At 32.0% G+C, this 21,406-nt stretch carries 19 protein-coding genes; 2 read left to right on the top strand and 17 right to left on the bottom strand.

Annotated elements, in window-relative coordinates; all coding sequences use genetic code 11:
* Positions 1-5 precede the first annotated feature (5 nt).
* The 17 genes from QMG30_RS05675 to QMG30_RS05595 all read right to left on the bottom strand — a co-directional run bounded on the left by QMG30_RS05675 (position 6) and on the right by QMG30_RS05595 (position 14,943).
* Positions 6-1,166 (bottom strand): S-layer homology domain-containing protein, encoded by a 1,161-nt coding sequence (locus tag QMG30_RS05675; RefSeq protein ID WP_281813146.1) that lies wholly within the window; start codon positions 1,164-1,166, stop codon positions 6-8.
* A 119-nt stretch (positions 1,167-1,285) separates the two neighbouring features.
* A complete protein-coding gene (locus QMG30_RS05670; protein ID WP_281813143.1) occupies positions 1,286-2,443 on the bottom strand; it encodes an S-layer homology domain-containing protein in 1,158 nt (385 codons plus the stop codon).
* Between the two features lie 333 nt (positions 2,444-2,776).
* On the bottom strand, positions 2,777-3,751 hold the full coding sequence (locus tag QMG30_RS05665; RefSeq protein WP_281813141.1) for a hypothetical protein: 975 nt from the start codon (positions 3,749-3,751) through the stop codon (positions 2,777-2,779).
* Between the two features lie 25 nt (positions 3,752-3,776).
* Entirely contained in the window at positions 3,777-4,223 is a 447-nt protein-coding gene (locus QMG30_RS05660; protein ID WP_281813139.1) for a hypothetical protein, read from the bottom strand.
* Positions 4,216-4,668, bottom strand: coding sequence for a hypothetical protein (locus tag QMG30_RS05655; protein ID WP_281813137.1), 453 nt, complete (start codon positions 4,666-4,668; stop codon positions 4,216-4,218). The genes QMG30_RS05660 and QMG30_RS05655 overlap by 8 nt, the downstream gene beginning before the upstream one ends.
* A gap of 13 nt (positions 4,669-4,681) precedes the next feature.
* Positions 4,682-5,080, bottom strand: a complete 399-nt coding sequence (locus QMG30_RS05650) for a hypothetical protein (protein WP_281813135.1) — start codon at positions 5,078-5,080, stop codon at positions 4,682-4,684.
* Positions 5,080-5,517, bottom strand: a complete 438-nt coding sequence (locus QMG30_RS05645; RefSeq protein ID WP_281813133.1) for a hypothetical protein — start codon at positions 5,515-5,517, stop codon at positions 5,080-5,082. Before QMG30_RS05645 ends, QMG30_RS05650 begins: the two co-directional genes overlap by 1 nt.
* A gap of 71 nt (positions 5,518-5,588) precedes the next feature.
* A complete protein-coding gene (locus QMG30_RS05640; RefSeq protein WP_281813131.1) occupies positions 5,589-6,158 on the bottom strand; it encodes a hypothetical protein in 570 nt (189 codons plus the stop codon).
* Between the two features lie 78 nt (positions 6,159-6,236).
* Positions 6,237-6,788: a hypothetical protein gene (locus QMG30_RS05635; RefSeq protein ID WP_281813128.1), complete on the bottom strand. Its 552-nt coding sequence runs from the start codon at positions 6,786-6,788 to the stop codon at positions 6,237-6,239.
* Positions 6,789-6,802: 14 nt separating this feature from the next.
* Positions 6,803-8,788 carry a hypothetical protein gene (locus tag QMG30_RS05630; RefSeq protein ID WP_281813126.1) on the bottom strand — a complete coding sequence of 662 codons (1,986 nt, stop codon included), beginning with the start codon at positions 8,786-8,788 and terminating at the stop codon, positions 6,803-6,805.
* 6 nt (positions 8,789-8,794) lie between these two features.
* Complete coding sequence (locus QMG30_RS05625) at positions 8,795-10,615, bottom strand: ATPase, T2SS/T4P/T4SS family (protein WP_281813123.1); 1,821 nt, start codon at positions 10,613-10,615, stop codon at positions 8,795-8,797.
* Positions 10,616-11,395, bottom strand: a complete 780-nt coding sequence (locus tag QMG30_RS05620) for a CpaE/TadZ family protein (RefSeq protein ID WP_281813121.1) — start codon at positions 11,393-11,395, stop codon at positions 10,616-10,618.
* Positions 11,392-11,970, bottom strand: a complete 579-nt coding sequence (locus QMG30_RS05615; protein ID WP_281813118.1) for a hypothetical protein — start codon at positions 11,968-11,970, stop codon at positions 11,392-11,394. Before QMG30_RS05615 ends, QMG30_RS05620 begins: the two co-directional genes overlap by 4 nt.
* Positions 11,970-12,953, bottom strand: a complete 984-nt coding sequence (locus tag QMG30_RS05610) for an SAF domain-containing protein (protein WP_281813116.1) — start codon at positions 12,951-12,953, stop codon at positions 11,970-11,972. Before QMG30_RS05610 ends, QMG30_RS05615 begins: the two co-directional genes overlap by 1 nt.
* A gap of 45 nt (positions 12,954-12,998) precedes the next feature.
* Complete coding sequence (locus QMG30_RS05605) at positions 12,999-13,526, bottom strand: hypothetical protein (RefSeq protein ID WP_281813113.1); 528 nt, start codon at positions 13,524-13,526, stop codon at positions 12,999-13,001.
* Positions 13,527-13,529: 3 nt separating this feature from the next.
* Entirely contained in the window at positions 13,530-14,114 is a 585-nt protein-coding gene (locus QMG30_RS05600; RefSeq protein ID WP_281813111.1) for an HD-GYP domain-containing protein, read from the bottom strand.
* A gap of 415 nt (positions 14,115-14,529) precedes the next feature.
* Positions 14,530-14,943: a sigma-70 family RNA polymerase sigma factor gene (locus tag QMG30_RS05595; RefSeq protein WP_281813109.1), complete on the bottom strand. Its 414-nt coding sequence runs from the start codon at positions 14,941-14,943 to the stop codon at positions 14,530-14,532.
* A gap of 334 nt (positions 14,944-15,277) precedes the next feature.
* On the opposite strand from QMG30_RS05595, the gene QMG30_RS05590 reads away from it, so the two are divergent.
* Both QMG30_RS05590 and essC read left to right on the top strand, forming a co-directional pair.
* A complete protein-coding gene (locus QMG30_RS05590) occupies positions 15,278-16,606 on the top strand; it encodes a hypothetical protein (protein ID WP_281813107.1) in 1,329 nt (442 codons plus the stop codon).
* A gap of 240 nt (positions 16,607-16,846) precedes the next feature.
* The gene (essC, locus tag QMG30_RS05585) at positions 16,847-21,406 is read left to right on the top strand and encodes a type VII secretion protein EssC (RefSeq protein WP_281813105.1); all 4,560 of its coding nucleotides are present in this window, start codon (positions 16,847-16,849) and stop codon (positions 21,404-21,406) included.

Here is a 21,406-nt window from a genome sequence, read left to right as displayed (position 1 = left end):
CTTTCTTATCTTATCTCTAGTAATTCTACTGGTAATCTAGTATTATCTTTATCAAAATAATAGGTAGTATCACTTCCGCCTATAATGTAGCCATAATTCATATTATGTTTTATAATTGAAAAATATTCTTTTGATGGATTATGTTCTACAGTTACTATACCAAAATCATAAATAGTATGTTTTCCATCTAGAAAGTTTTGTATATATTCTGCGTTATCTAGAGTCTGATTTACTGTAGATGGACCTAATACTAAGTCTCCTAATTTTCCTGATGGATATTTATGTTTGAATTGTTCCATGGGTGAACCATGCATAATGTACATATTCATTCCTGCATACTTATTATCATATGCATTAGCTTTTACTCTAACTTCATTATCTGTTACAAAAAATCCACCAAATAAATTGTCCATATAGATTGTAACAAACCCTTCTAGAACTATACATCTAAATACTCCATATTCTTGAAGTCTAGAGACTACTAATATAGCTTGCTCTCTGGTTATATTATCTAATGGACTAAATAATGCCTTTTGCTTAATATCCAGTGTACTCATACCATATATTACTTGTCTGGTACCCTTAATAAAATCAACTGTATAAGCCATAGATACACCATCTTTCGCCCAATCAGGTACCAAATAAAAGTCTTCTATCTCTATTGGTCCACTTACAGGGTCTCCAGATCGTATAACTTGGGTATAATTAGTAAACATAACAGCTGCTTCAGCTCTAGTTATATAATTATCTGGTTTGAAAGTTCCATCACCCAAACCATTGACAATACCAAGTCTACTGGCGACATCAATATACTTATCATCTATATCAGTGAATTTAATATCTGATTCAACTTTTTCTAAGAAATTATCTAATGTAAGTGTTCGAAATTCCCAGCCTAGTTTAGTAAGTTCTTCATAACCTTCATTATATTTATTAAAACCAGTAAATATAGCAGTTACCATTAGAGTAGCAAATTCTCTTCTAGTTATAGGTTTATTATAATCACCTTGAATTTCCTCTGGAACTAAACCATCTGCAATAGCTTGGTTAACACCTTCAGCCGCCCAATCAGATGGTTGCTGTTGATACTGTCCTGCATTTACATTAATATTAAATCCTGATATTAATAAAGTTACCATCATTAATAAAGTTACTATTTTCTTCATAAAAAACCTCTCCTCTTTCATGAACAACTTTTTTCTGTAGTTAATGGAATTAGAATTTCAATATTAGATATCGTTAAAATGCCAGTTAATATTGAAAGTTAATAATTAATATGTTTTCCTTATCTTATTTCTATTAATTCTACTGGTAATCTATTAGCTTTATCATAATAATAGGTAGTATCACAGCCACCTACTATATAACCATATTCAACATTATGTTTTATAATAGAGAAATATTCTTTTGATGGATTATGTTCAACAGTTACTATTCCAAAATCATAAATGGTATGTTTCCCATCTAGAAAATTTTGAATGTACTCTTCGTTATCTAGAGTCTGATTTACTGTAGATGGACCTAATACTGAATCTCCTAATTTTCCTGATGGATATTTGGTTTTAAATAGTTCCATGGATGATCCAGGCATAATGTACATAATCATAGCATCGTATTTATTGTCATAAGTATTAGCTTTTGCTCTAACTTCATTATCTGTTACGAAAAATCCACCAAATAAATCATCCATATAGATTATAACAAACCCTTCTAAAACTATACATCTGAATACTCCATATTCTTGTAATCTAGATACTACTAAGATAGATTGTTCTCTAGTTATATTATCTAATGGACTAAACAAAGCCTTTTGCTTTATATCAAAAACATCCATACCGTAGATTACTTTTCTGGTACCCTTTATATAATCAGCAGAATAAGCCATAGATACAGCATCTTTTGCCCAATCTGGTACTAAATAAAAATCTTCTAATTCTTTAGTTCCTCTAACAGGGTTACCGTTTCTTATATCCTGGGTATAATTAGTAAACATAACAGCTGCTTCAGCTCTGGTTATATAATCATCTGGTTTGAAAGTTCCATCACCCAGACCATTGACAATACCAAGTCTACTGGCGACATCAATATACTTATCATCTATATCAGTGAATTTAATATCTGATTCAACTTTTTCTAAGAAATTATCTAATGTAAGTGTTCGAAATTCCCAACCTAGTTTAGTAACCTCTTGATAACCTTCATTATATTTATTAAAACCAGTAAATATAGCAGTTACCATTAGAGTAGCAAATTCTCTTCTAGTTATAGGTTTATTATAATCACACTGAATTTCCTCTGGAACTAAACCATCTGCAATAGCTTGATTAACACCTTCAGCTGCCCAGTCAGATGGTTGCTGTTGATATTGTCCTGCATTTACATTAATATTAAATCCTGATATTAATAAAGTTACCATCATTAATAAAGTTACTATTTTCTTCATAAAAAACCTCTCCTCTGAAATGTATGATTTAAAATATTCTTATCCTGAAATTAAATTCAGGTGATTTACATCATGTTTATACACTTATAAAACACTAATACATAGTAGATAATAATTAACTCATAATATTAACTCCTAGTACTAATTAAATTATGGTAGTGTATAGTATTGTTTAAATTTTTGGACTTATTATAATATATCATATTAAATACATTGTTTCAAATATATACCATTAAAAATATATAATGGTATTTTATCTTTAATTGTATGTAATTAGTTATTTAGTTATTGAAAGTATACAATAAGAAAATTGAATATTTTAAATACATAACGTCAATCCATATATCTTACATCGTAATAATACCCCTCTTTAGCGGCTTCCTTTACATTAGGAAAAAGGTTCTCAGCTTTAATGGAAGAGGGGAGATTATCTACATAGCAGTAATATTTAATTCCTTCTCTAGTATAACCTGCTACCATTCGTGATTTCTCTAATTTAGAACCAGCAACACTGAAAGAGGAGATTGGCTTAGTAGTCGCTAGGTCAACATTCTGTACTAGAGCTATTACTGAAGGACCTTCTATAGGGTTAACACCAGAATAAGTAGTTAGACTACTAGGTATATAGAATGTATTAGCCCATTTAGTATTGGTTTCATTTATTTGATTGATTGTATATGAAATGTTGGCAGAGATAATTTTATTTATTTCACTTAAGTTTGCCTTTTTTGATTTGATACCAACAGGTAGACCTTCAATTTTAGTTAGCCAAGGTTCTTTAGTTTTTTCATCTTCTTCTATCTTAAGAGCACTTTCACCGCTCATATTAAGGGCGTAAGTGGCATTGTTTTTATATATGTAAGGCATTTTAGGACCGAATTTCAGGTCCCAATCAGCATTTGATATTCCATTTTCTGGATAATTAAGATTATTGCTTACTACCTTTAGTGTCGCCATATAGTAACCATCATACATAGCGACTACAAATACAGGTATAAAATTCATTTTAATATGATCTAAATTGTTTTTATCAAAGTTCATGCCATAATTGGCGGAAAAAACATCTATGAAAGTATCTAATGCAAGATTTGGGTCTGCACTCAAATAATTAAAATCTGAGTAGTCCATGGAGAGGTCTCTTGAGTTAAGAAGTTCCCATATGGCTGCATCAGAAGCATAATCAACAGCGTATGATAATCTTAATTGTTCAAATTCTTGTAGATCTCGTTCTATGTATCTAAAGAAAAATATAATTAATCCGCCTACGAAATATAAGCATATTAATATAGCTATGCCTGTTCTTTTCAAAATATATAACCTCCTAACATGTGTATTATCTTATCATCCCTGCTAGCTGAAAGTTCAGTTTTGGTGTAGAGATTTTATTAAAGTAGGCAGATATTTTTTGAGCTCCAGTATAATCAATAGCATTTACATCAACTTCTATAATATCACCTTGATCCCAATTGGTTAACTTATCACTAAGAACGTATGTGCAATACGTACTTCCTTTACCATCTGGGTTTATTATTCTCATATAGTGTTTTATCTGTACATCTACTATAGCTCCATATGAAGAACAACCAGTATAGAAATCAGTTATTTCCAATTCGCTTATTTGACCAGTATCTGTAACTTTGTCAATAAAATTAGTCATTTCACTTAATATTGATCTTTTTATGGTTAAATCTCTGCTTAATGACTGTATTAAAAGTGGTGCTAAAACTAAAAGTATGAAAACTAGGAATAGTCCTATGATTCTGTTTACGAAATCACTCACGATTAATCACCCACTTTCTTAGATTATAGTCCTTATAACCCTCTTTGTACTCTCTTACATGAAGTTTTATCTTCATATTCGTTTTTTTATTAGAGGGGAGAGCAAGAAAAGCAGATTTCAAAGCAGTTCCTTTATTAATAAAAAATGCATCATCTATGTTAATGACAGTGCCGACAGTCCTGTCACTGTCATTAATTTCAATAACTTTTGGCTTAGGGAAATATTCATCTTGTACGGCTAACATGAGTAATACATCATCAGGAGTAAATGTTATTTTATTAGGTAGTAGTTCTCCCTGAGTTTGCAATGCGGTTTTTTCGATTTGTATTCCAAAACCGCCTAATTCTCCTTTATAGAAAGGTTGTGCAAGTTTGAAAGTTATAGGTATGAAAATAGCTAATATTACTATTGTGGTAACAATATCAATCATATCGTCAGTATGCATATTTTACCTCCTATTAATATATAACAATTCTGTATTTTCCGGTACTTTTTGTTATGGTACAGTTAATTTGATGCTGAAATAATTTTTTTAGATCTTTAATTGAACGTACACGTTGAGATTTGTACTTGCCTGATTCATCGCGCCAACTATAGTAACCGCTAATACTTTCAACAGATGCTTTGTTTTTTTCAGCGGCATAGTAAACACAGGCTGCAGGCAAGTCACCAGTATAATTCATTATAGAATCTAATTCAGATGAGTAGGCATAGGATAAAGAATTAGTTATTTGGTTGTTGAAATTTCGGTATAGATGTTGACCAAAGGATACAGTTACCCAACAGATACTCACAACAAAACCTATTACAATTAATATAACAGCTTGTTTCATGATAGAATTAACTTCATTTTCCATTACTCAATCCTCCTAAACTCTATTCTACTGATTTCTCCATTTGCATTTTTGACTATAGAAGATTTATATTTATTGTCATATTCAAGCATTTTTTCAGATATATGTGTTAAATCCCATCTCTTATCGTTAGTTGGAATAGAGGGATTCCATTTGAACGTAAAGTCATCACTAGCACCTTTTTCTTTTTCAACCCATACTTCAGGATATCCTCTTGTTTCAAATATTAATGAAATTATATCTTGAGAATACATTTCTTCATTATCTTCATATTTGAAGTAAGTTCGAAATTCTTTAGTGGATTCTACCGCGTCTATTTCACTTTGTTGAATTCTACCTACATCACCTGACATTCTTGCAAGTACTACCATAGATATGAGTATAAGTGATGATATCATGAGTTCAACAAATATCCATATGGCCTTACTCCATTCATCCATTTATGCATGTTCACCTCCTATAAATATTAAAAAAAGTCCTTAGATATCAGATATCTAAGGACTTTAGTTTATTATTGTTGTGTGAAACAAATTCCTACTATAGTTCCTGTTGAATCTTTTATGAGTTCAGCAAGGAATTTGGCGGTAGGTCTAATGTATGCATCTGTTCCAGTTTTTTTGGCATCTATGTAATTCATATTGTAGGTCATTGATCCAGAAGAGCCAGTCTCTAGGTCTAACTTATACCAAGAGCTATCATCATCTTTAGATATATCCTCAGTTATTTTATAGTCTTCACTCTCGCCTTTACAAATAGAAAACATTGCACCATAATTGTAACCATCATCAGATGTATAATTTATAGAATCACCTCTTAGCTTGGCAGTTCTAACTATCATACCAACAGGTCTTCCTTCAAACAATTTAAGTGCTGATAATACTTGTGTTCCTGATAACATCTGTTGGTCATAGTCGTCAAATGAAGCTAGTTGCATTGATTCAAGTGAGTTTTGAACTGTTGTGATACCTTGATTAGTTGTGTTACGTGTAAAACTTAAAATTGTGAATACTACTGATATTAGTACTCCTAGAACGATAAGTGCGATGGCAATTCTTGCGCCAGTACCCATTTCACCTTCCATGAGTAATATTCCTCCCTTTTCATTGGACCCTTGGTCCACTTGTCATTTTTTTTATTTGATATTGCATGTGAGCTTATATTAGCTGATTTTTAATTTATTATAAGATCTGTAAAAATCTACTTCTTCAACTAGTATTTCTAGTGTGTTGTGTTCTTTTTTGAATTTTCCTGTGACCTCGACGATATCACCTTTTTTAATCTTAGCTAGTTCTCTAGCTTTAGCTCCTTTAGCAACACAGTGTGCTACATTGTAATTACCGTCATAAGATTTATATTTCACTATAAAAGGTAAGACTTCTAGACAAGTGTTACTTTTTATTAATAGGCCTTTTGTTTTAACAACATAACCTCCAACTTGAATACAATTGGTTTCAGGACTATCATCCATGACCTGTTTTGCAGTGATTATATTCATAAAAGTAAAAAGTTTGTTATCTTTAATTGTCTCTGAACGAAGATAATATTTTACTTCCACACGTCCTTGGAGATTACCAAGAATATGTTCAGAACCTACAGCAGGTATTTCAATGCCCTGCATTATAACTTTTGAAAGATAAAAAGTCTCATTTTTTATTTCTCTATATATTTCTCGATTAGGAGATAGTGTCACAATACTTGTACTGCATTTCATCTTTTTGTGCCTCCTTACATTTTAAGTTTTCCGAATTCTTCAAGAGCATACATGAACTCTTTTATGCCTAGTATCCCTAAAGGCATCAATATATATAGGGCTGTAGTTAATAATAGTGGTGCCATGGATAGGGGACTAACAAATGAACGTTTTTTCTTTAAAGTAGCTTGTTGTGTTATTTCTCTGATTCTAACGAGATGCTCTCTTTCAGATATCAAGTCACTGAAAGCATCAGCGAGAGATATTTGATGTATTGTAAGTATTAATTTATCAACTATTCTCTTGAATTCAGGTACAGTAACTTTACTTTTTAGTTTGTGTAGTGCCATTTCAGGGTCCGAAGGGTATTCATGATATGCATCTATAAGTATATTTCTATGAACACGTGACTGACGTTGTAGCCAGTACAATGTCTGCATAGTGTCAGTAGATGTATTCATGAGTATAGTGATTATAGTCTGCAATTGTAATACATCTTCTTCGGCTTCTGTTTTTAATAACCATATTCGTGCCCTTAGTAGCAGCTCAGGTATTCTCCAGGCTAATACTGCTAATGCATAACATATCAATATCATCCACCATTTGAAAAAGGTGTTATTATATGACTTGTATTTTGATTGAAGCCTTTCTATTTGAGCTTGTTTATCATATTCTTGTAATTCTGGAAGATATGTATTAACAAAATCTCTAGTTTTGTTGGTATTCAACATAGGATGGTTGTTTAAGTACACATCATCCATTTCCTGCCTTATTTCAATATCATGTTCATCTAGATTTTCACCTGCTACCAGAGAAACTTCTCTGACGTTGGTGAGAATAAAATCCTTTCCCAGTTCTATTGAGAAATATATGAAGAATAGGCTTAATGTAAAAGCCAAAAGAGAGCATATCAACTTGCTTGCATATAGATATACTATGTCTTTACTTGACATAGATTTTTCTAGCAAATATTTTTTCTTCTTGAGTGGTCTTGATTTTTTTGGTATAAAGTCTTTCACAATAGATTCAAAGGTTTTATTCTTGATAATCTTATCAATGATTATATTTCTATCATCTTTTTTGATAACCATAGGACTGTTGATTTTAGTAATGGTTATATAACCAATAATCGAAGATAGAAATATCAACACTTTTGATATATAACCTAGAGGACCATGATATATAGTAGCAGTTCCAGGTATCTGACTTATGAAAAAGGATTCTATGAATTTAAGTGTTACAAGGGGAATTACAGGAAGATATTCAAGGACACCAAATTTGGCTCTTTGTAATGTTAGTCTCTGTATTTCCATCTGTACTTCAGAGTGCATCATGCCCATTGCTTGAATGAAGTTTGATGAACCATTTGATAGTTTACTATCACCTGAATTGTTTAGTATATAACATACTCCTGAAAAAGTCTGAAGTAGTTTGAATGGGGTTGATGCATAGAATTCTTCAAGTCTTCTTTCACCATCTGCAGCTGTTAGTATAAGGTATATGTCTTCAAATGCATGTTTCAATAGTGGACCTACATTAGCTTCTGCTATAGAATCAGGAATGACTCCTAATCTAAGGTAACATTGCCTTATTGAAGATAGGGCATCTAATAATTGTTGCAATAGCTTAAAGTGTATGTGGTTTATTTGTTTATCTACCAAGATTGTTTTGACGATAAAAGAAAACATCAATAGTAGAAGAGAAGTAAAGACATCTTTGAAAACTATGATTCCAAGTAAGTTGATACCCCAGAAAACACCAATGGACATGGAATAAAGTCTTACAGAAGTTACTATTATTTCTCTTTTCGTGTAAACAGATAGACCTGCTATTCTATAATATAGTCTTCTGATACCATTTCTGGTTATGAAGAAGTTATCGTATCTTATGAACATTTTATTATAGAATTTGTAGTTCTTGGTTTTCTTACCTCTAGATTTTTTGTCCTTAATTACTATTAGTACAATTGCTACTATACCTAGAATACATACAAGAATAGGAGTTAATAACATCGTATTCATGATTAATTACACCTCCCAGTTTTCCTGGACAAATCTAGCAAAACCAATACGTTTATCTTTTGGTATACAATTCATAATGTAGTTAGTAAGTTCAGGAGTAAACCATTCCAATGCAACATATGTATCTGTTGCTATATCATATTTCAGTATGTCTCGTGTAGTAAATGTCTGCCTGTCGGTGATACGTGTATAATATTCTTTGGTAATCGCATTCATTGAATGTAAAGGATTATCTTTATTGTAATTAGGGTAGGGGATACCTTCGTCTAATTTAATAATCTCTGATATACGTTCAATGTAACGTTTACCATCTGTTGTATAGTTTAAGTGAACATCAATACGTACTATATCTATGACCTGTTGCTCAGCTGTAACCATAGAGGTAAAACCACCAGCATTTACGAGGGAATTACGAAGAGCCCTAACAAGGTCGGGAGCTCTATTGGCATGGTGAGAAAAAATAGTGAATAGAGAAGCAACTTGTCCCATTTGAATCATACGAGCAGCTATCGGGTCTGTTGCAACCTCACCTACTATTGATACAGCGGCATCTGATTTTTTCAGTGCGTCTTGAAGTTCAGAGGCGCTAACAAATTCTGTTTCTTGTACAGAGAGTATATTTCTTTCTGGATATAATTCACGAAGATACATCTCAGGTGCCATTTCCAGAACACGTATTGTATATTTTGGGTCTATAAATTCTATCAAAGCAGTCATCAGAGTAGTTTTACCTGAACCTTGACGTCCTGTAATACCACAAGTTACTTGTCCCATCATCAGGTATTCTAGAAGTTCAATCACTATTGTAGAATTATGTACATATGATTTTTCAATAAGGGTTCTAAGAGATACATCATTAAGTGAGAATTTACGAACAAAAACTGCCCAGTATTCTGCTGCTGGAGGTCGAAGGGCAAGTACCCTTGACTTATCATACATTGTATTTACCAGATAACCTCTTTTTTCTGTAAGAGGTCCTGGATTGTTATATCTACAAATCAACTGTATGACACGTCTCAATTCTTGTTCTGTGTTAAAAGTCAAGAATCTTAGATGGATATATTTACCCTTAAAATATAACCAAACGGATCTTGGAGCTTTTAATACCTTATCATCCTTATTGAGATTGGAAAGTATAGAACCGGATGTACCACAGTTGAAACCATTTATATCCATTTCACGTAAAGTATCCACAATACCGAAACCTTTATATTTCTGATAAACAAGTATAGTAAGTAAATCGACTAGTACAGGGTAGGTTAGTTTGTAATGTTTAGTAGCATATATCATATCTATATCTTCAGGAGTTATAGCATATGAAGGCGATTTTTTCCCTTCAATGATGAATCTTTCTCTATCTAGTTTGTATTCATCGATTAATTTGCCAAGAGCTTCTTTTCCATATTTTTTTTTATAAAAATACAATAATATTTCAAATTTAACTCTAGGATCTAGTGTTCTGGAATAGAAGTCATATACATTATTTATATCTGAAATAGTAGGTAATTCATCCATTATAACTGAACGTATCAGATCTTGTACTATAACTTTGGCGGAGTCAATACCATATACACAGTTATTCATAGCTTGTTGAATACGAGCTTTTCTTTTATAGAAAGCTTTGAAATCTTCATCAGAAAAACCAGTATAATTTTCTTCTTTAATTAAATCTGCCAGAGTGTATTTCACAATATCTAAGAGTTTCTCAAAAGTTATAACGTCATAATTTTCAATATCAGATTTTTCATTTTTACTTTTGTAATACCAAACAGCAACTACTATGAAGCCCCCTAATAGTAAGACTAGGGTTAGGGATAGATTGGTCATTTATTTTTTCCCCCAATCTATTTTTATACCTAGATTACTCATGACCAGATAACACAGATCTCTAACATCTGAGTTAAGACTAATGACCCTTATATCCTTGTTATATATGTAAGGCATAAGTTTATGCAAGCTACCTAAATTAGTCATTTTCTTAATAAATGGATTATTGGTTATTTTAACTATTTTATTAGGTTTTATTCCCATAATCTTGGCAACATCTCTTAGTGCGCTGATATTAGGGTCATAATAGTTCATCGCATAAACAACCTTGGTAGGGTCTGGAAATAATTCACTCTTTTTCCAAGCCTTATATTTATTTATTACATCCATTCCTTGAGATAGAAGGACAACAACTATATCAGCATTTGATAGAATTGCTTTGGTACTATCTTCATAAGGTTCAGAATTGATTTCGGTTAGTATTAATTCATGAGTAAGATTGTTTAATACAAAAGTTAATAACTTGCCGCTTTCTTCTGTGGTTATGTAGTCACTTGATGTTTGCATGATGTCAAGGTTATCAGTAAGGGGGGTAAGATAGTCATTAACTTCTTTACCAGTTATACTGTTAGCTTCCAGCATTCTAATTACCTGTGTAAGAGATTTGGTTCTGTCTTCAATCTGATTAAGTCCCAGAGCGATGTTATAAGAGTCTGACTCTGTTCCTGTATAAGTAAGGCATACCTTCATATTGGAGATCTGAGCTATAGCAGAACCTAAAAGGACACTTAGAGTAGTGCAGCCTTGTCTTCTTACTGGTGAATAAACAGCTACTTTCATGCTTGCCACCCCCTCTTAAGTATCTTTAAAGCATCTTTTGTTTTAATATCAAGATGTGGTGCTAATAATTTAGCTAATTCCATGTTGACTTTATTACTAGGTGAGGGCAGTAAAATTTTTTTGTTTTCTAATACCTCTATTGATGATATTATTTTTAGATTTATAGGAATGTTGATAGTATCTTTTGCTTTATCAGTTTTACCATCATACATAAGTTTGAATTCTGTGTATTCATCAATACATTCTAGAAGATCTTCTTCGCCATCCTCAAAATCTGATCCTTTTACATGAATATAGAGTTGAATATCTTCATGTATCGTATCCCTAAGATCAAATATTACATGGTCGAAGTCATCTGCTTCTAATTCTATTTCTTCCCACACCTCATCAGGAGTTGCATCAGTGACACATATCATTATGTTACCTAGGTGACCCAATGAGGAGTAATCTTCTATCAACCGTTTGAAGTGACGGTCATCTGTAATTACTATCACATCTCCGGTAGCTTCTAGAAGTTTTACGAGTGGATAGAGGATAGGTCTTTTATCTGTAAAACCTAGAACACCTATAGTCACTATTCAACAACTCCTTCCCCAATATTTAGTCCAGATTGTGTATTGTCTGTACTGCTATCATTATTTTCATATTTTTGCTTTCTTGCTGCTTTTGCCTCTTCCTCTAATTTTTTCTCTAATTCATCAGAGAAATCTCTTGATGCACCATTGATATCACTTTCAATTCGTTTCCTTCCACCGGATAATGTAGAAATATCAAATTCTGAAACATTATCTATTACCTTATCGATAATATTTCTTTTTTCCATATTTAATTGAGTATTGATTTTTTCTACTACATTTGGGTCTTCGGTTATTATTGATAGAATATTATCAGGTACTGAATATGTTATTTCAGCAGGTTTTTGTACACCAGGTTCTAAGTATTTGACCAGATTGACTGTAGCTCCTTTATCTCTTTGGAGGAAGTAATCAACTAAGGCACCGTTGTATATGTGTCGCTGTACACTGTTAAGATATGTTTTTATAGTGCTATCATTAATAGCTTCTACTCGTATATGAGAAAGAACAATATATTTTTCTCCATAAGGATATGTGATTTCATAATCAATATAGTTGCCTTCTTCTAAACCTACTGACCAAGTATCAGCTATAAGGTCCATTTCTCTAACGGTATCATCCATTTCTTCTTTCATTAACATATCATCAGTTAATAGTGTCCCTGGTTTCATACTTATTTTGTAGAACTTCTTTTCAACATCTGTTGATTCTTGTGCATAGGAGTCAGTAATAAGAGATACAGGTATTTGAACTTTTTCTAGGTCTTCTAGTTTAACTTCTTTGCCAGGTGTCACTGTTGTTCTGACAGAGTATACATCCACAAGATCACCTATATCTTCTAGGGTAGAGGATAGAATTTCGATTTCACTCTCATAGTCAGTTTTTATTTTGTCAATATAGTGATTCCAGAAGTACAACTGTCCACCGTTAGTTAACAATGCTACAATAATAGTAACTATGAGATACTTAATCCAATTTCTCATTATTAAGCTCTCCTTTGTTTATATTTCTAATATTAATTAGACTTATTATTTTTCGTTTATATATAACCATGGGCTTGGTACTCCACCTCCGATATTATCAAATATTTTGATTTTATTTTCTAGAACTATGATTCTCATATACCTTTTATCCTTTTGCATATAGATATCTCTATATAGATAATTTGCATATTCAGCAATAATCGACCAGCCATCTTTTTTTAGGGCAAGTATATGTTTTGCTGAAGATTCTAATGACATTTCATAAGTGTAGGGTGTTATTTCTTTATACACAGTCATATCTTCAGGATCAGGTAGGTCACTGTTAATATCGATTTCAGGTAATACAAGAACTTGTTTTATTGATTCTAAGCATTTCTTTACTACTGTTTCTGAATCTTCGTTAATATTTTTCAGTATTATATTTTCCCCATCAGTGTAGAGTATATAATGTTCTTCATCATTTTTGGCTTCTTTCATGATAATTACAGGTAAGGTATCTTCTTCTTTTGAGTATTTACAACTGGACAATATCAGTATGAAACAAAATAGTATGAGTAATCGCTTAGCTTTCAATAATTACCAACTCCCTGTTCTGTATATTTGGCTATATGTATTAACAGTTCGTGATCTCATCATAGTCTTAAATACGGAATAGATATGATAATCGAGTTTGCCGTTGTTACAATCCTTATCCATTATGGATAAAGCCATATGATAGCTTAATTTATCTCTATATACCCTATCTTCCGTTAAGGCATCATATATGTCACATATTCTAAGGATTCTAGAAGATAAGGGTATATTTTCTTTTGCTAGACCATAAGGATAGCCTGTGCCGCAGTAGTCTTCATGGTGATACAATATAGCTTTTTTTACATACATTCCAAATCCACACAGATTAAGTAAAGCATAGGAGTATGTTGGATGTTTTTTCATTATTTCACACTCATGAATACTTAATCTTGTAGGCTTATTAAGAATATAAAAGGGGATTGCAATTTTTCCAAAATCATGCCATCTTCCTGCTATATAGTTTAGAAACCAATATTTATCAGGTAAATCTAATTGTTTTGATAAATCAAATGCTAAGATACCTACTCTTTTACCATGATTATTAATCAGGTCAATTGTTTCTTGTATATCTACGTTTTTATAAATCATATTTATATCCCCCTCAAGGATTAAATAAAAATATTACGATATTTCGGATTTCTAGGCTGCCTCTGGTTAAGAGACATCATAGGTCTATGCCTCCCCCTCTACAGAGCGGGCTACCCTCTATACGATGAGTTAAGACTGGGCAGAAGTATCATTATACCTCTTTTGGAGTCATGGCAATTTCTTTGACCAAAAAGAAATTTAAAGTCAAAATTATCGCTCGGAAATATTGAAATTTCGTCCTGGCGTTTTACTTTAGTTGCTCAATCAAAAGAGTAAAGTACCTAAAAGTACCGTAAATATGCAGTTTTCAATGTACATAAAATTGACCATAGCTTATAAAGGGTAAAATATCCCTTATAATATAGCCGTAAAAATAGACAAAATCGGACAAAAATAATAAATTATTTTTATATTTCTATTTTTTTGGCTTTAATATACCTTTTCTTAACTTATCTATTGCTCTTCTGTGCCTTTTTCCTACAGTATCCTCTTTCATGTCTAATTGTTCAGCAATTTCTTTAAAACTCAATTGGTCAACATATCTCATTTTTATGATTTCTATGTCTTTAGGCTTTAATTTTCTGAATGATTGATATAAGTCCTTGTTTTCTAGGGTTTCCTGAAATTCTAACAAAGAATCAATAATATCATTTGCATTGGTTGTATTGCTTTTGTAGTAAAAGTGTTTTTCTTCAAGATGTTCATAGGAGATATTATGTCTGTAATATCTTCTTTTCTGATTCTTTTCATTTTTTTCTTCTTCTCTGAGAATGTCCTCCAATTTCTTAAGATTTTTCTTCCTGTTTTCATTAAATTCATTCTGTAACATGTCTTTACACTCCTTTGTATTGTCATTAGGTTGAATATTTATATAGACATTCAACCATTTCTCTTATAGTATATATAAATGTCAATTTATGTTGAATTATTATTTTATTATTTATATAATTAATATATGTAATTTACTTGAATATATATATAATTACATAATTTGATTTAGTATTAATTAATTTGGTTTACAAAAATACTAAATTATGATAAGATAATTTCATTAAATGAGAAAAAATTATATGATAACAGAAATTTTTCTGATATTAGATATGTTATGACATTTGATAAGGGATTTTATCAAATATTAGATTAATAAAGGGGGTGTAAAAAGTTTGGTTGCAGTTATTTCAAGCCCGAAATATTTAGAAGATATTGATAACGCAGTTAGTCAGATGAATAAAGAAATTATTCTTAAAAAGATTGATAGAGATATTGATATCATGGAAGAAAGAGAGATAATTAATAATATTGAAATCGACTTGTTGATATTAGACATATCTTGTGTAGAAGACTACAGGAAAATACCTCAGTTCGTGAGAAACATTCAAGACAATCAGGAGAATGTGAGAATAATAATTATCGCACCATATAGATTTTCTGGTAACGCAATTATTAATGACCTTATATCAATGGGTGTTTATGATATTATTGGACAACAAGATAACGACAATAGTCATGTATTGACTCCTTTGCTAGAGGTATACGAGAATCCTTTGACTTATGCGAAAGCGACAAAATGGGATAGAGAAGCAGTTAGCAGGAGCAAACAGGAAAAAGAATTTGTCAATACTGGTGCAGGCAGATTTGGTAAGAAAAAAGAAGATATCATTACTGTTGAGAGGGATAAGATAGTTGGAACGGTAGTAATTGCTGTAGCTGGTATTTTACCCAGAATTGGTACTACTCATACAGCAATATCTATTGCTAATTTTCTTCTTAGAAATAAAAACGGAGTAGCAGTTGTTGAGATGCAGCAAAGCGATACTTTTGAATCAATCAAGAATTCTTATTCTAATGTTGAAGTGAAACAAGGACTATTTTCTCTTGTAGGTATTGATTTTTATCCTTATGATCCAGCACTTCAAGTATCAGATCTGATCTTAGGAGATTATGATTATGTAGTTCTTGACATGGGTTCTTATGATATATGTGATGTTACTGAATTCAAGAGAGCTCAAGAGAGAATTATAGTATGTGGAGGTAAAGATTGGGAATTAGATGAACTCGATAAGTTCCTTAAGAGTGAAAAAAAGATTAATTCCAATAAATATCTGTTTAGTTTTTGTAATGACAGTATGATTGAATTTATAAAATCCAATATAGAACCTTTGAGTTGTTATCAAGCCGCATATAATCCACAGCCTTTTGATGATGATGACAAGACTGATGATGTATATGAACAGATACTTAGTTACGTAATTCCTAGAACCAAAGACCAAGATGAAGGAATACTGTCATTATTAAAAAAAAAAGAAAAACTACAACATAAACCTATTCTTTTGAAAAGAGTAGAAATTAAAATCAATGAAAAGGAAGAATTTCTCAAGTATATGATGTTTATTCTATTTATTGCAATTCTTCTAATAATAATCATCTTAATTGTAACAAATAGCCCTGTTTTGGCTAATGTGAAGGGCTTTTTTAATAATCTGGTAAGATGAATGATTATTACGACCACTATTTTTTTAGAGACATTTTTTACATAAGTAAGTAAATTCCAAAAGGATATCAATCTATCAATTTCTTATTTTAGTAGAATCATAGAAGTGACACTTAAGAGTGTATGAATATGAGTGACATTAGTTAATATAACTATTTTGATTATGCGTTATATTATTTTCATGTGCCACAATTTAAAGAATATATGAGTATATTCTATATTTTGGAGGGAAATTACTTCTATGAAAGAAATGGTATTATATGTTTATTATAATGAAACAGTAAGAGAGTATGTACTTTCTAATGAAATTCAGTTATGCAACATGATGTTGTCTGAGGTACTTCCTGTAGTTTTATTTAATGGAGAATGGTTTTTGGCTCCTAACGAATATACTGTTGTGTCCAAAAAAAAGATAGATGTAGGAGATAAAATTAATGTTTCCTTCACTGACAGCGAAGAAATAGCAACAATATATGTTGATATGGAAACTAATTGCGAATTAAGTTTCAAAAAATATAGTATTGAGGAAGAAAAGCAAATTCAAATCGGCAATTCAGATAATAATTCTATCTACTATGATGGATTTGACATGAAGGAAAATCATGCTGTTATTAGTCTCGAAAAAGGTAGAGCTACAATAAGTGTTAAAAAAGATAAATGCTTATGTGTTAATGGTAAAATGGTTTCATCTACAGTCTTGAATTATGGTGATTTTATACACATCATGGGGCTTAAGATGTTTTACCTTGGCAGATCTCTTGCCATTAATAGCTCTATATATCTAAAAAACTGCGATTTATCACCTTATATTCCAATCAAACCAAGGGAAAATGAACCGGTAAAAAACAAGAAAAGAACAAAAAAAGAGGATATGTATTTTCAACGTTCACCCAGAATCATTAAAAAACTAGAGGAAGGTGTAATAAATATAGATTCTCCACCAGCACCTCCCGATGAAAAAGAACAGCCGCTTATTTTATCTATAGGACCTGCTTTGACAATGGGTATGGCTATGATGGTTAGCCTATTATTTACTATATATTCAAGCAGAAACAATCCATTTATGGTTATACCAGGTATAGCTATGACAGGTTCAATGCTTTTAGGCGCTGTTTTATGGCCTGTACTTAATAAAAGATATAGAAAAAGGATGAAGAAAAAAGAAGAAAAAAAGCGGATCAAGCGTTATAGGCAATATATGCAGAATGAGTACTCTAGGTTGGAAGAAAAGATAGCCTATAACAAAAAAGTGTTACTTGTGACATATCCAGAACCAACAATTTTAATAAACAGAGCAATGAACAGAGATAGAAGACTCTGGGAACGAATGCCTTCCAATAGGGATTTTCTAGATATTAGATTAGGTATAGGAACGATGCCATCTCTTATAAACATTCAAAAGCCTAAAGAAGGTTTTACCATGAATGATGATAATCTTATGGGAGAGTTAAAAGATATAGGAAAAAATTTTGATGGGGTATCCAATATGCCTATAACCTTTTCCATGATGAAGAGCAACATGCTCGGGATTATTGGAAGAAGAGAAATTACTGTTGATACAGCTATGGCATCTATTGTACATATCAGTTCATTACATAGTTATGATGAAGTCAAGATAGTATGTGTATATAATCAAAAAGAATCTGAGAAATGGGAATGGGTTAAACAGCTTCCTCATGTATGGGCACCTGAAAAAGCATTGCGATTCGTAGCCTCATCAAGGGATGAAGTAAGAGATGTGTTCTTATGCTTAAAAGAGTTGTTAAGTGATAGGGATGAAAGTCAAGATAAAGATAAAGTAATGCATTTGCCACATTTCTTAGTGTATATTGCTGATCCTGAATTAGTTGAAGACGAGCTAGTCATGAAATATCTCACTAATCCTAATAAACAGTTAGGTGTTTCAACAATATTCATATATGAGAAATTGAATCTTCTTCCAAAAGAATGTAAAGCTTTTGTACAATGTGATGAAACTGAGAGTAGTCTATATAACAGAGATAAACCTGAAAGTGGATTGATTAGATTCACACCGGATTCTGTTATAGGAAAAGATTTGGATTCATATTCGAGAGCTCTTGCTGGAATTAAGATAAAAGAAATAGCATCTTCTGCTTCATTGACTTCTATGCTTACTTTCTTAGAGATGTACAAGATCGGAAGGATTGAGAAACTTTCCATAAAGAGTAGATGGAAAAACAATCTTTCTTATAGAACTCTAGAAGCACCATTAGGTGTCAAAGCAGGAGGATCACAATTTCTATTGAACATTCATGAAAAGCATCATGGTCCACATGGTCTGATAGCTGGTATGACAGGATCAGGTAAAAGTGAATTCATTCAATCATATATATTATCAATGGCAGTCAATTATCATCCACATGATGTTGCATTCATACTTATTGATTATAAAGGTGGAGGCATGGCTAACTGCTTCATAGGTCTTCCACATATTTCGGGAACAATAACTAACCTTGGTGGAAACCAGATACGACGTTCATTGGTATCATTACAGAGTGAATTAAAGAGAAGACAAAGAATCTTTGCAGAGCATGGAGTCAACCATATTGATAAATATCAACAGATGTATAAAGAAGGAAAAGCCAATGAACCATTACCACATTTAGTAATCATATCTGATGAGTTTGCTGAGTTGAAAGCAGGGCAGCCAGAATTCATGCAGGAATTGGTTAGTGCAGCCAGAATAGGACGAAGCCTTGGGGTACATTTGATTCTTGCAACACAGAAACCATCAGGTGTAGTTGATGATCAAATATGGAGTAATACTAGGTTCAGAATATGTCTGAAAGTACTTGACAAATCTGACAGTAATGAAATGTTAAAGAGACCTGAAGCGGCTAACATCAGAGAACCAGGTCGATGTTATGTACAAGTTGGCAATAATGAAATATTCGAGTTGGTTCAGTCTGGATGGAGTGGTGGAGCATATATTCCAACAGATAAAATAGAGAATGATGCAGATAATCAAATATCTCTTATTGACGGTTGTGGAAGAGCGATACAAACAGTGTCATGTAAGCCAAAAGCGGTCAAGAGCTCTACGACTCAGCTAACGGCTGTGGTTGATTATATATCTGAACTAGCAGATGAGGAAGGAATCGAACCGTTAAAATTATGGCTTGATCCTTTAGAGGAAGAAGTTTTCATTCAAGATGTAGAAGATAGAGATATTGGATGGACTGGAGAAGAATGGCAAGAAGTAGACCATTGGTTGTATCCTTCAATAGGATTGATAGATGATCCAGCTAATCAAAGACAATTACCATTGAAACTTGATATAGGTAATATGGGACATATTCTATTAGTAGGAGCACCTGGAACTGGAAAAACTACATTCTTACAGACAATGATATATTCTCTTGTAACATCTTATTCACCAGATTTAGTTAATCTATATCTATTGGATTTTGGTGGAAGGACAATGGGATATTATCAATACCTACCACATACAGGAGGGGTTATCTTCTCTGAGGAATCAGATAAGCTGGATAAACTCTTCAAATTACTTAAAAAAGAATTAGATAGCAGGAAGAAAAAGTTCTCTGAGTACGGGGTAGGAACCTTAAAAGCATATATGGAAGCTTCTAAAAAGAAAATACCAGCAATGATTGTAATAATAGATAACTATGAAGCTTTTAATGAACTATATCCAGATTATGAGTATATTATAACAACATTTTCACGTGAAGGTGGAAATTATGGTATTGATATGGTTATAACAGCTAGCAATACTAACTCTGTAAAATTCAAGATAGCTCAAAGCATTAAATTAATGGTTGCATTGCAACTTAATGATAAATATGATTATGTCAACTTAGTAGGGCAGACTGGAGGACTTGTACCTGAACAGGTAAAAGGCCGTGGACTTTGTAAAATGGAGATACCTCTTGAATTCCAGACTGCATTAGCATGTAAATCCGTCAACGAAGCTGAAAGGGTGCAGAAACTAAGAGACCTATTCAAGGTAATGAATGAAAAATGGAAAGGTAATAAGGCTAAACCTATACCTTTTGTTCCTGAAAAATTGGATGTAGACCTTCTACTAGACCAAATGGATTCAAAAGAATTAATAGAAAACAATATGCTACCTATAGGTTATGATGTTGATGAAGCTGAAATTGTGGCCATAGATTTCACTGGTATATGTTCATATACTATATTGGGTTATGAGATGACAGGTAAAACTAATTTACTGAAAGTCATGTTGAGAATCATTGCTAGTAACATGGATTGGAAAGTATATGTAGTGGAAAATGGTAAAAGTCTTCAAAAGATGTCATCTAAATATCAAGTTGATGGATATGTCAATAGTGTTGAAGCATTCGACAGTTTCATAGAAGGTTTAGTTGAAGAAATGAAGATAAGGTTAAAAGACCTGAAACAGTTCAGAGAAGAAGATAATGAAGAAATAAAAGAATATGAGTATATGAAGAAATATCAAAGGATTTTCGTACTAATCGAGGATTATGACAATTTTTTAGAAATGATATCAAAAAATGCAAAAAGTTTACTAGAGAATATCACAAAAAATGGTGTGGGACTCGAAGTATGTTTTGTATTTACAGCAGATACCAGTACTTTATTAATGCATAGATCAACTCCATTATATGGTAATGTTTTCAAGGGTATGAATGGTATTCTTCTTGGAGGTAAATTTGATTCTCAAAACGTATATGATGTACAGATGGATTATAGAAAAAGAAGTGTATCACTGAACCCTGGACTTGGATATTTAATAAACAGAAGTAATTATGTAACCATAAAGACACCTCAGTTATGA

The sequence above is a fragment of the Vallitalea longa genome (assembly GCF_027923465.1).
Classification (GTDB): Bacteria; Bacillota; Clostridia; order Lachnospirales; family Vallitaleaceae; genus Vallitalea; species Vallitalea longa.
This window is presented reverse-complemented; position numbering and strand designations above follow the sequence as displayed.

Bases quoted from the DNA above. Each gene is read 5' to 3' on its own strand.
- QMG30_RS05670 (WP_281813143.1), bottom strand. From the start codon at position 2,443: ATGAAGAAAATAGTAACTTTATTAATGATGGTAACTTTATTAATATCA.
- QMG30_RS05630 (WP_281813126.1), bottom strand. From the start codon at position 8,788: ATGAATACGATGTTATTAACTCCTATTCTTGTATGTATTCTAGGTATA.
- QMG30_RS05655 (WP_281813137.1), bottom strand. From the start codon at position 4,668: ATGCATACTGACGATATGATTGATATTGTTACCACAATAGTAATATTA.
- QMG30_RS05610 (WP_281813116.1), bottom strand. From the start codon at position 12,953: ATGAGAAATTGGATTAAGTATCTCATAGTTACTATTATTGTAGCATTG.
- QMG30_RS05635 (WP_281813128.1), bottom strand. From the start codon at position 6,788: ATGAAATGCAGTACAAGTATTGTGACACTATCTCCTAATCGAGAAATA.
- essC (WP_281813105.1), top strand. From the start codon at position 16,847: ATGAAAGAAATGGTATTATATGTTTATTATAATGAAACAGTAAGAGAG.
- QMG30_RS05595 (WP_281813109.1), bottom strand. From the start codon at position 14,943: ATGTTACAGAATGAATTTAATGAAAACAGGAAGAAAAATCTTAAGAAA.
- QMG30_RS05625 (WP_281813123.1), bottom strand. From the start codon at position 10,615: ATGACCAATCTATCCCTAACCCTAGTCTTACTATTAGGGGGCTTCATA.
- QMG30_RS05675 (WP_281813146.1), bottom strand. From the start codon at position 1,166: ATGAAGAAAATAGTAACTTTATTAATGATGGTAACTTTATTAATATCA.
- QMG30_RS05600 (WP_281813111.1), bottom strand. From the start codon at position 14,114: ATGATTTATAAAAACGTAGATATACAAGAAACAATTGACCTGATTAAT.
- QMG30_RS05650 (WP_281813135.1), bottom strand. From the start codon at position 5,080: ATGGAAAATGAAGTTAATTCTATCATGAAACAAGCTGTTATATTAATT.
- QMG30_RS05640 (WP_281813131.1), bottom strand. From the start codon at position 6,158: ATGGAAGGTGAAATGGGTACTGGCGCAAGAATTGCCATCGCACTTATC.
- QMG30_RS05645 (WP_281813133.1), bottom strand. From the start codon at position 5,517: ATGGATGAATGGAGTAAGGCCATATGGATATTTGTTGAACTCATGATA.
- QMG30_RS05620 (WP_281813121.1), bottom strand. From the start codon at position 11,395: ATGAAAGTAGCTGTTTATTCACCAGTAAGAAGACAAGGCTGCACTACT.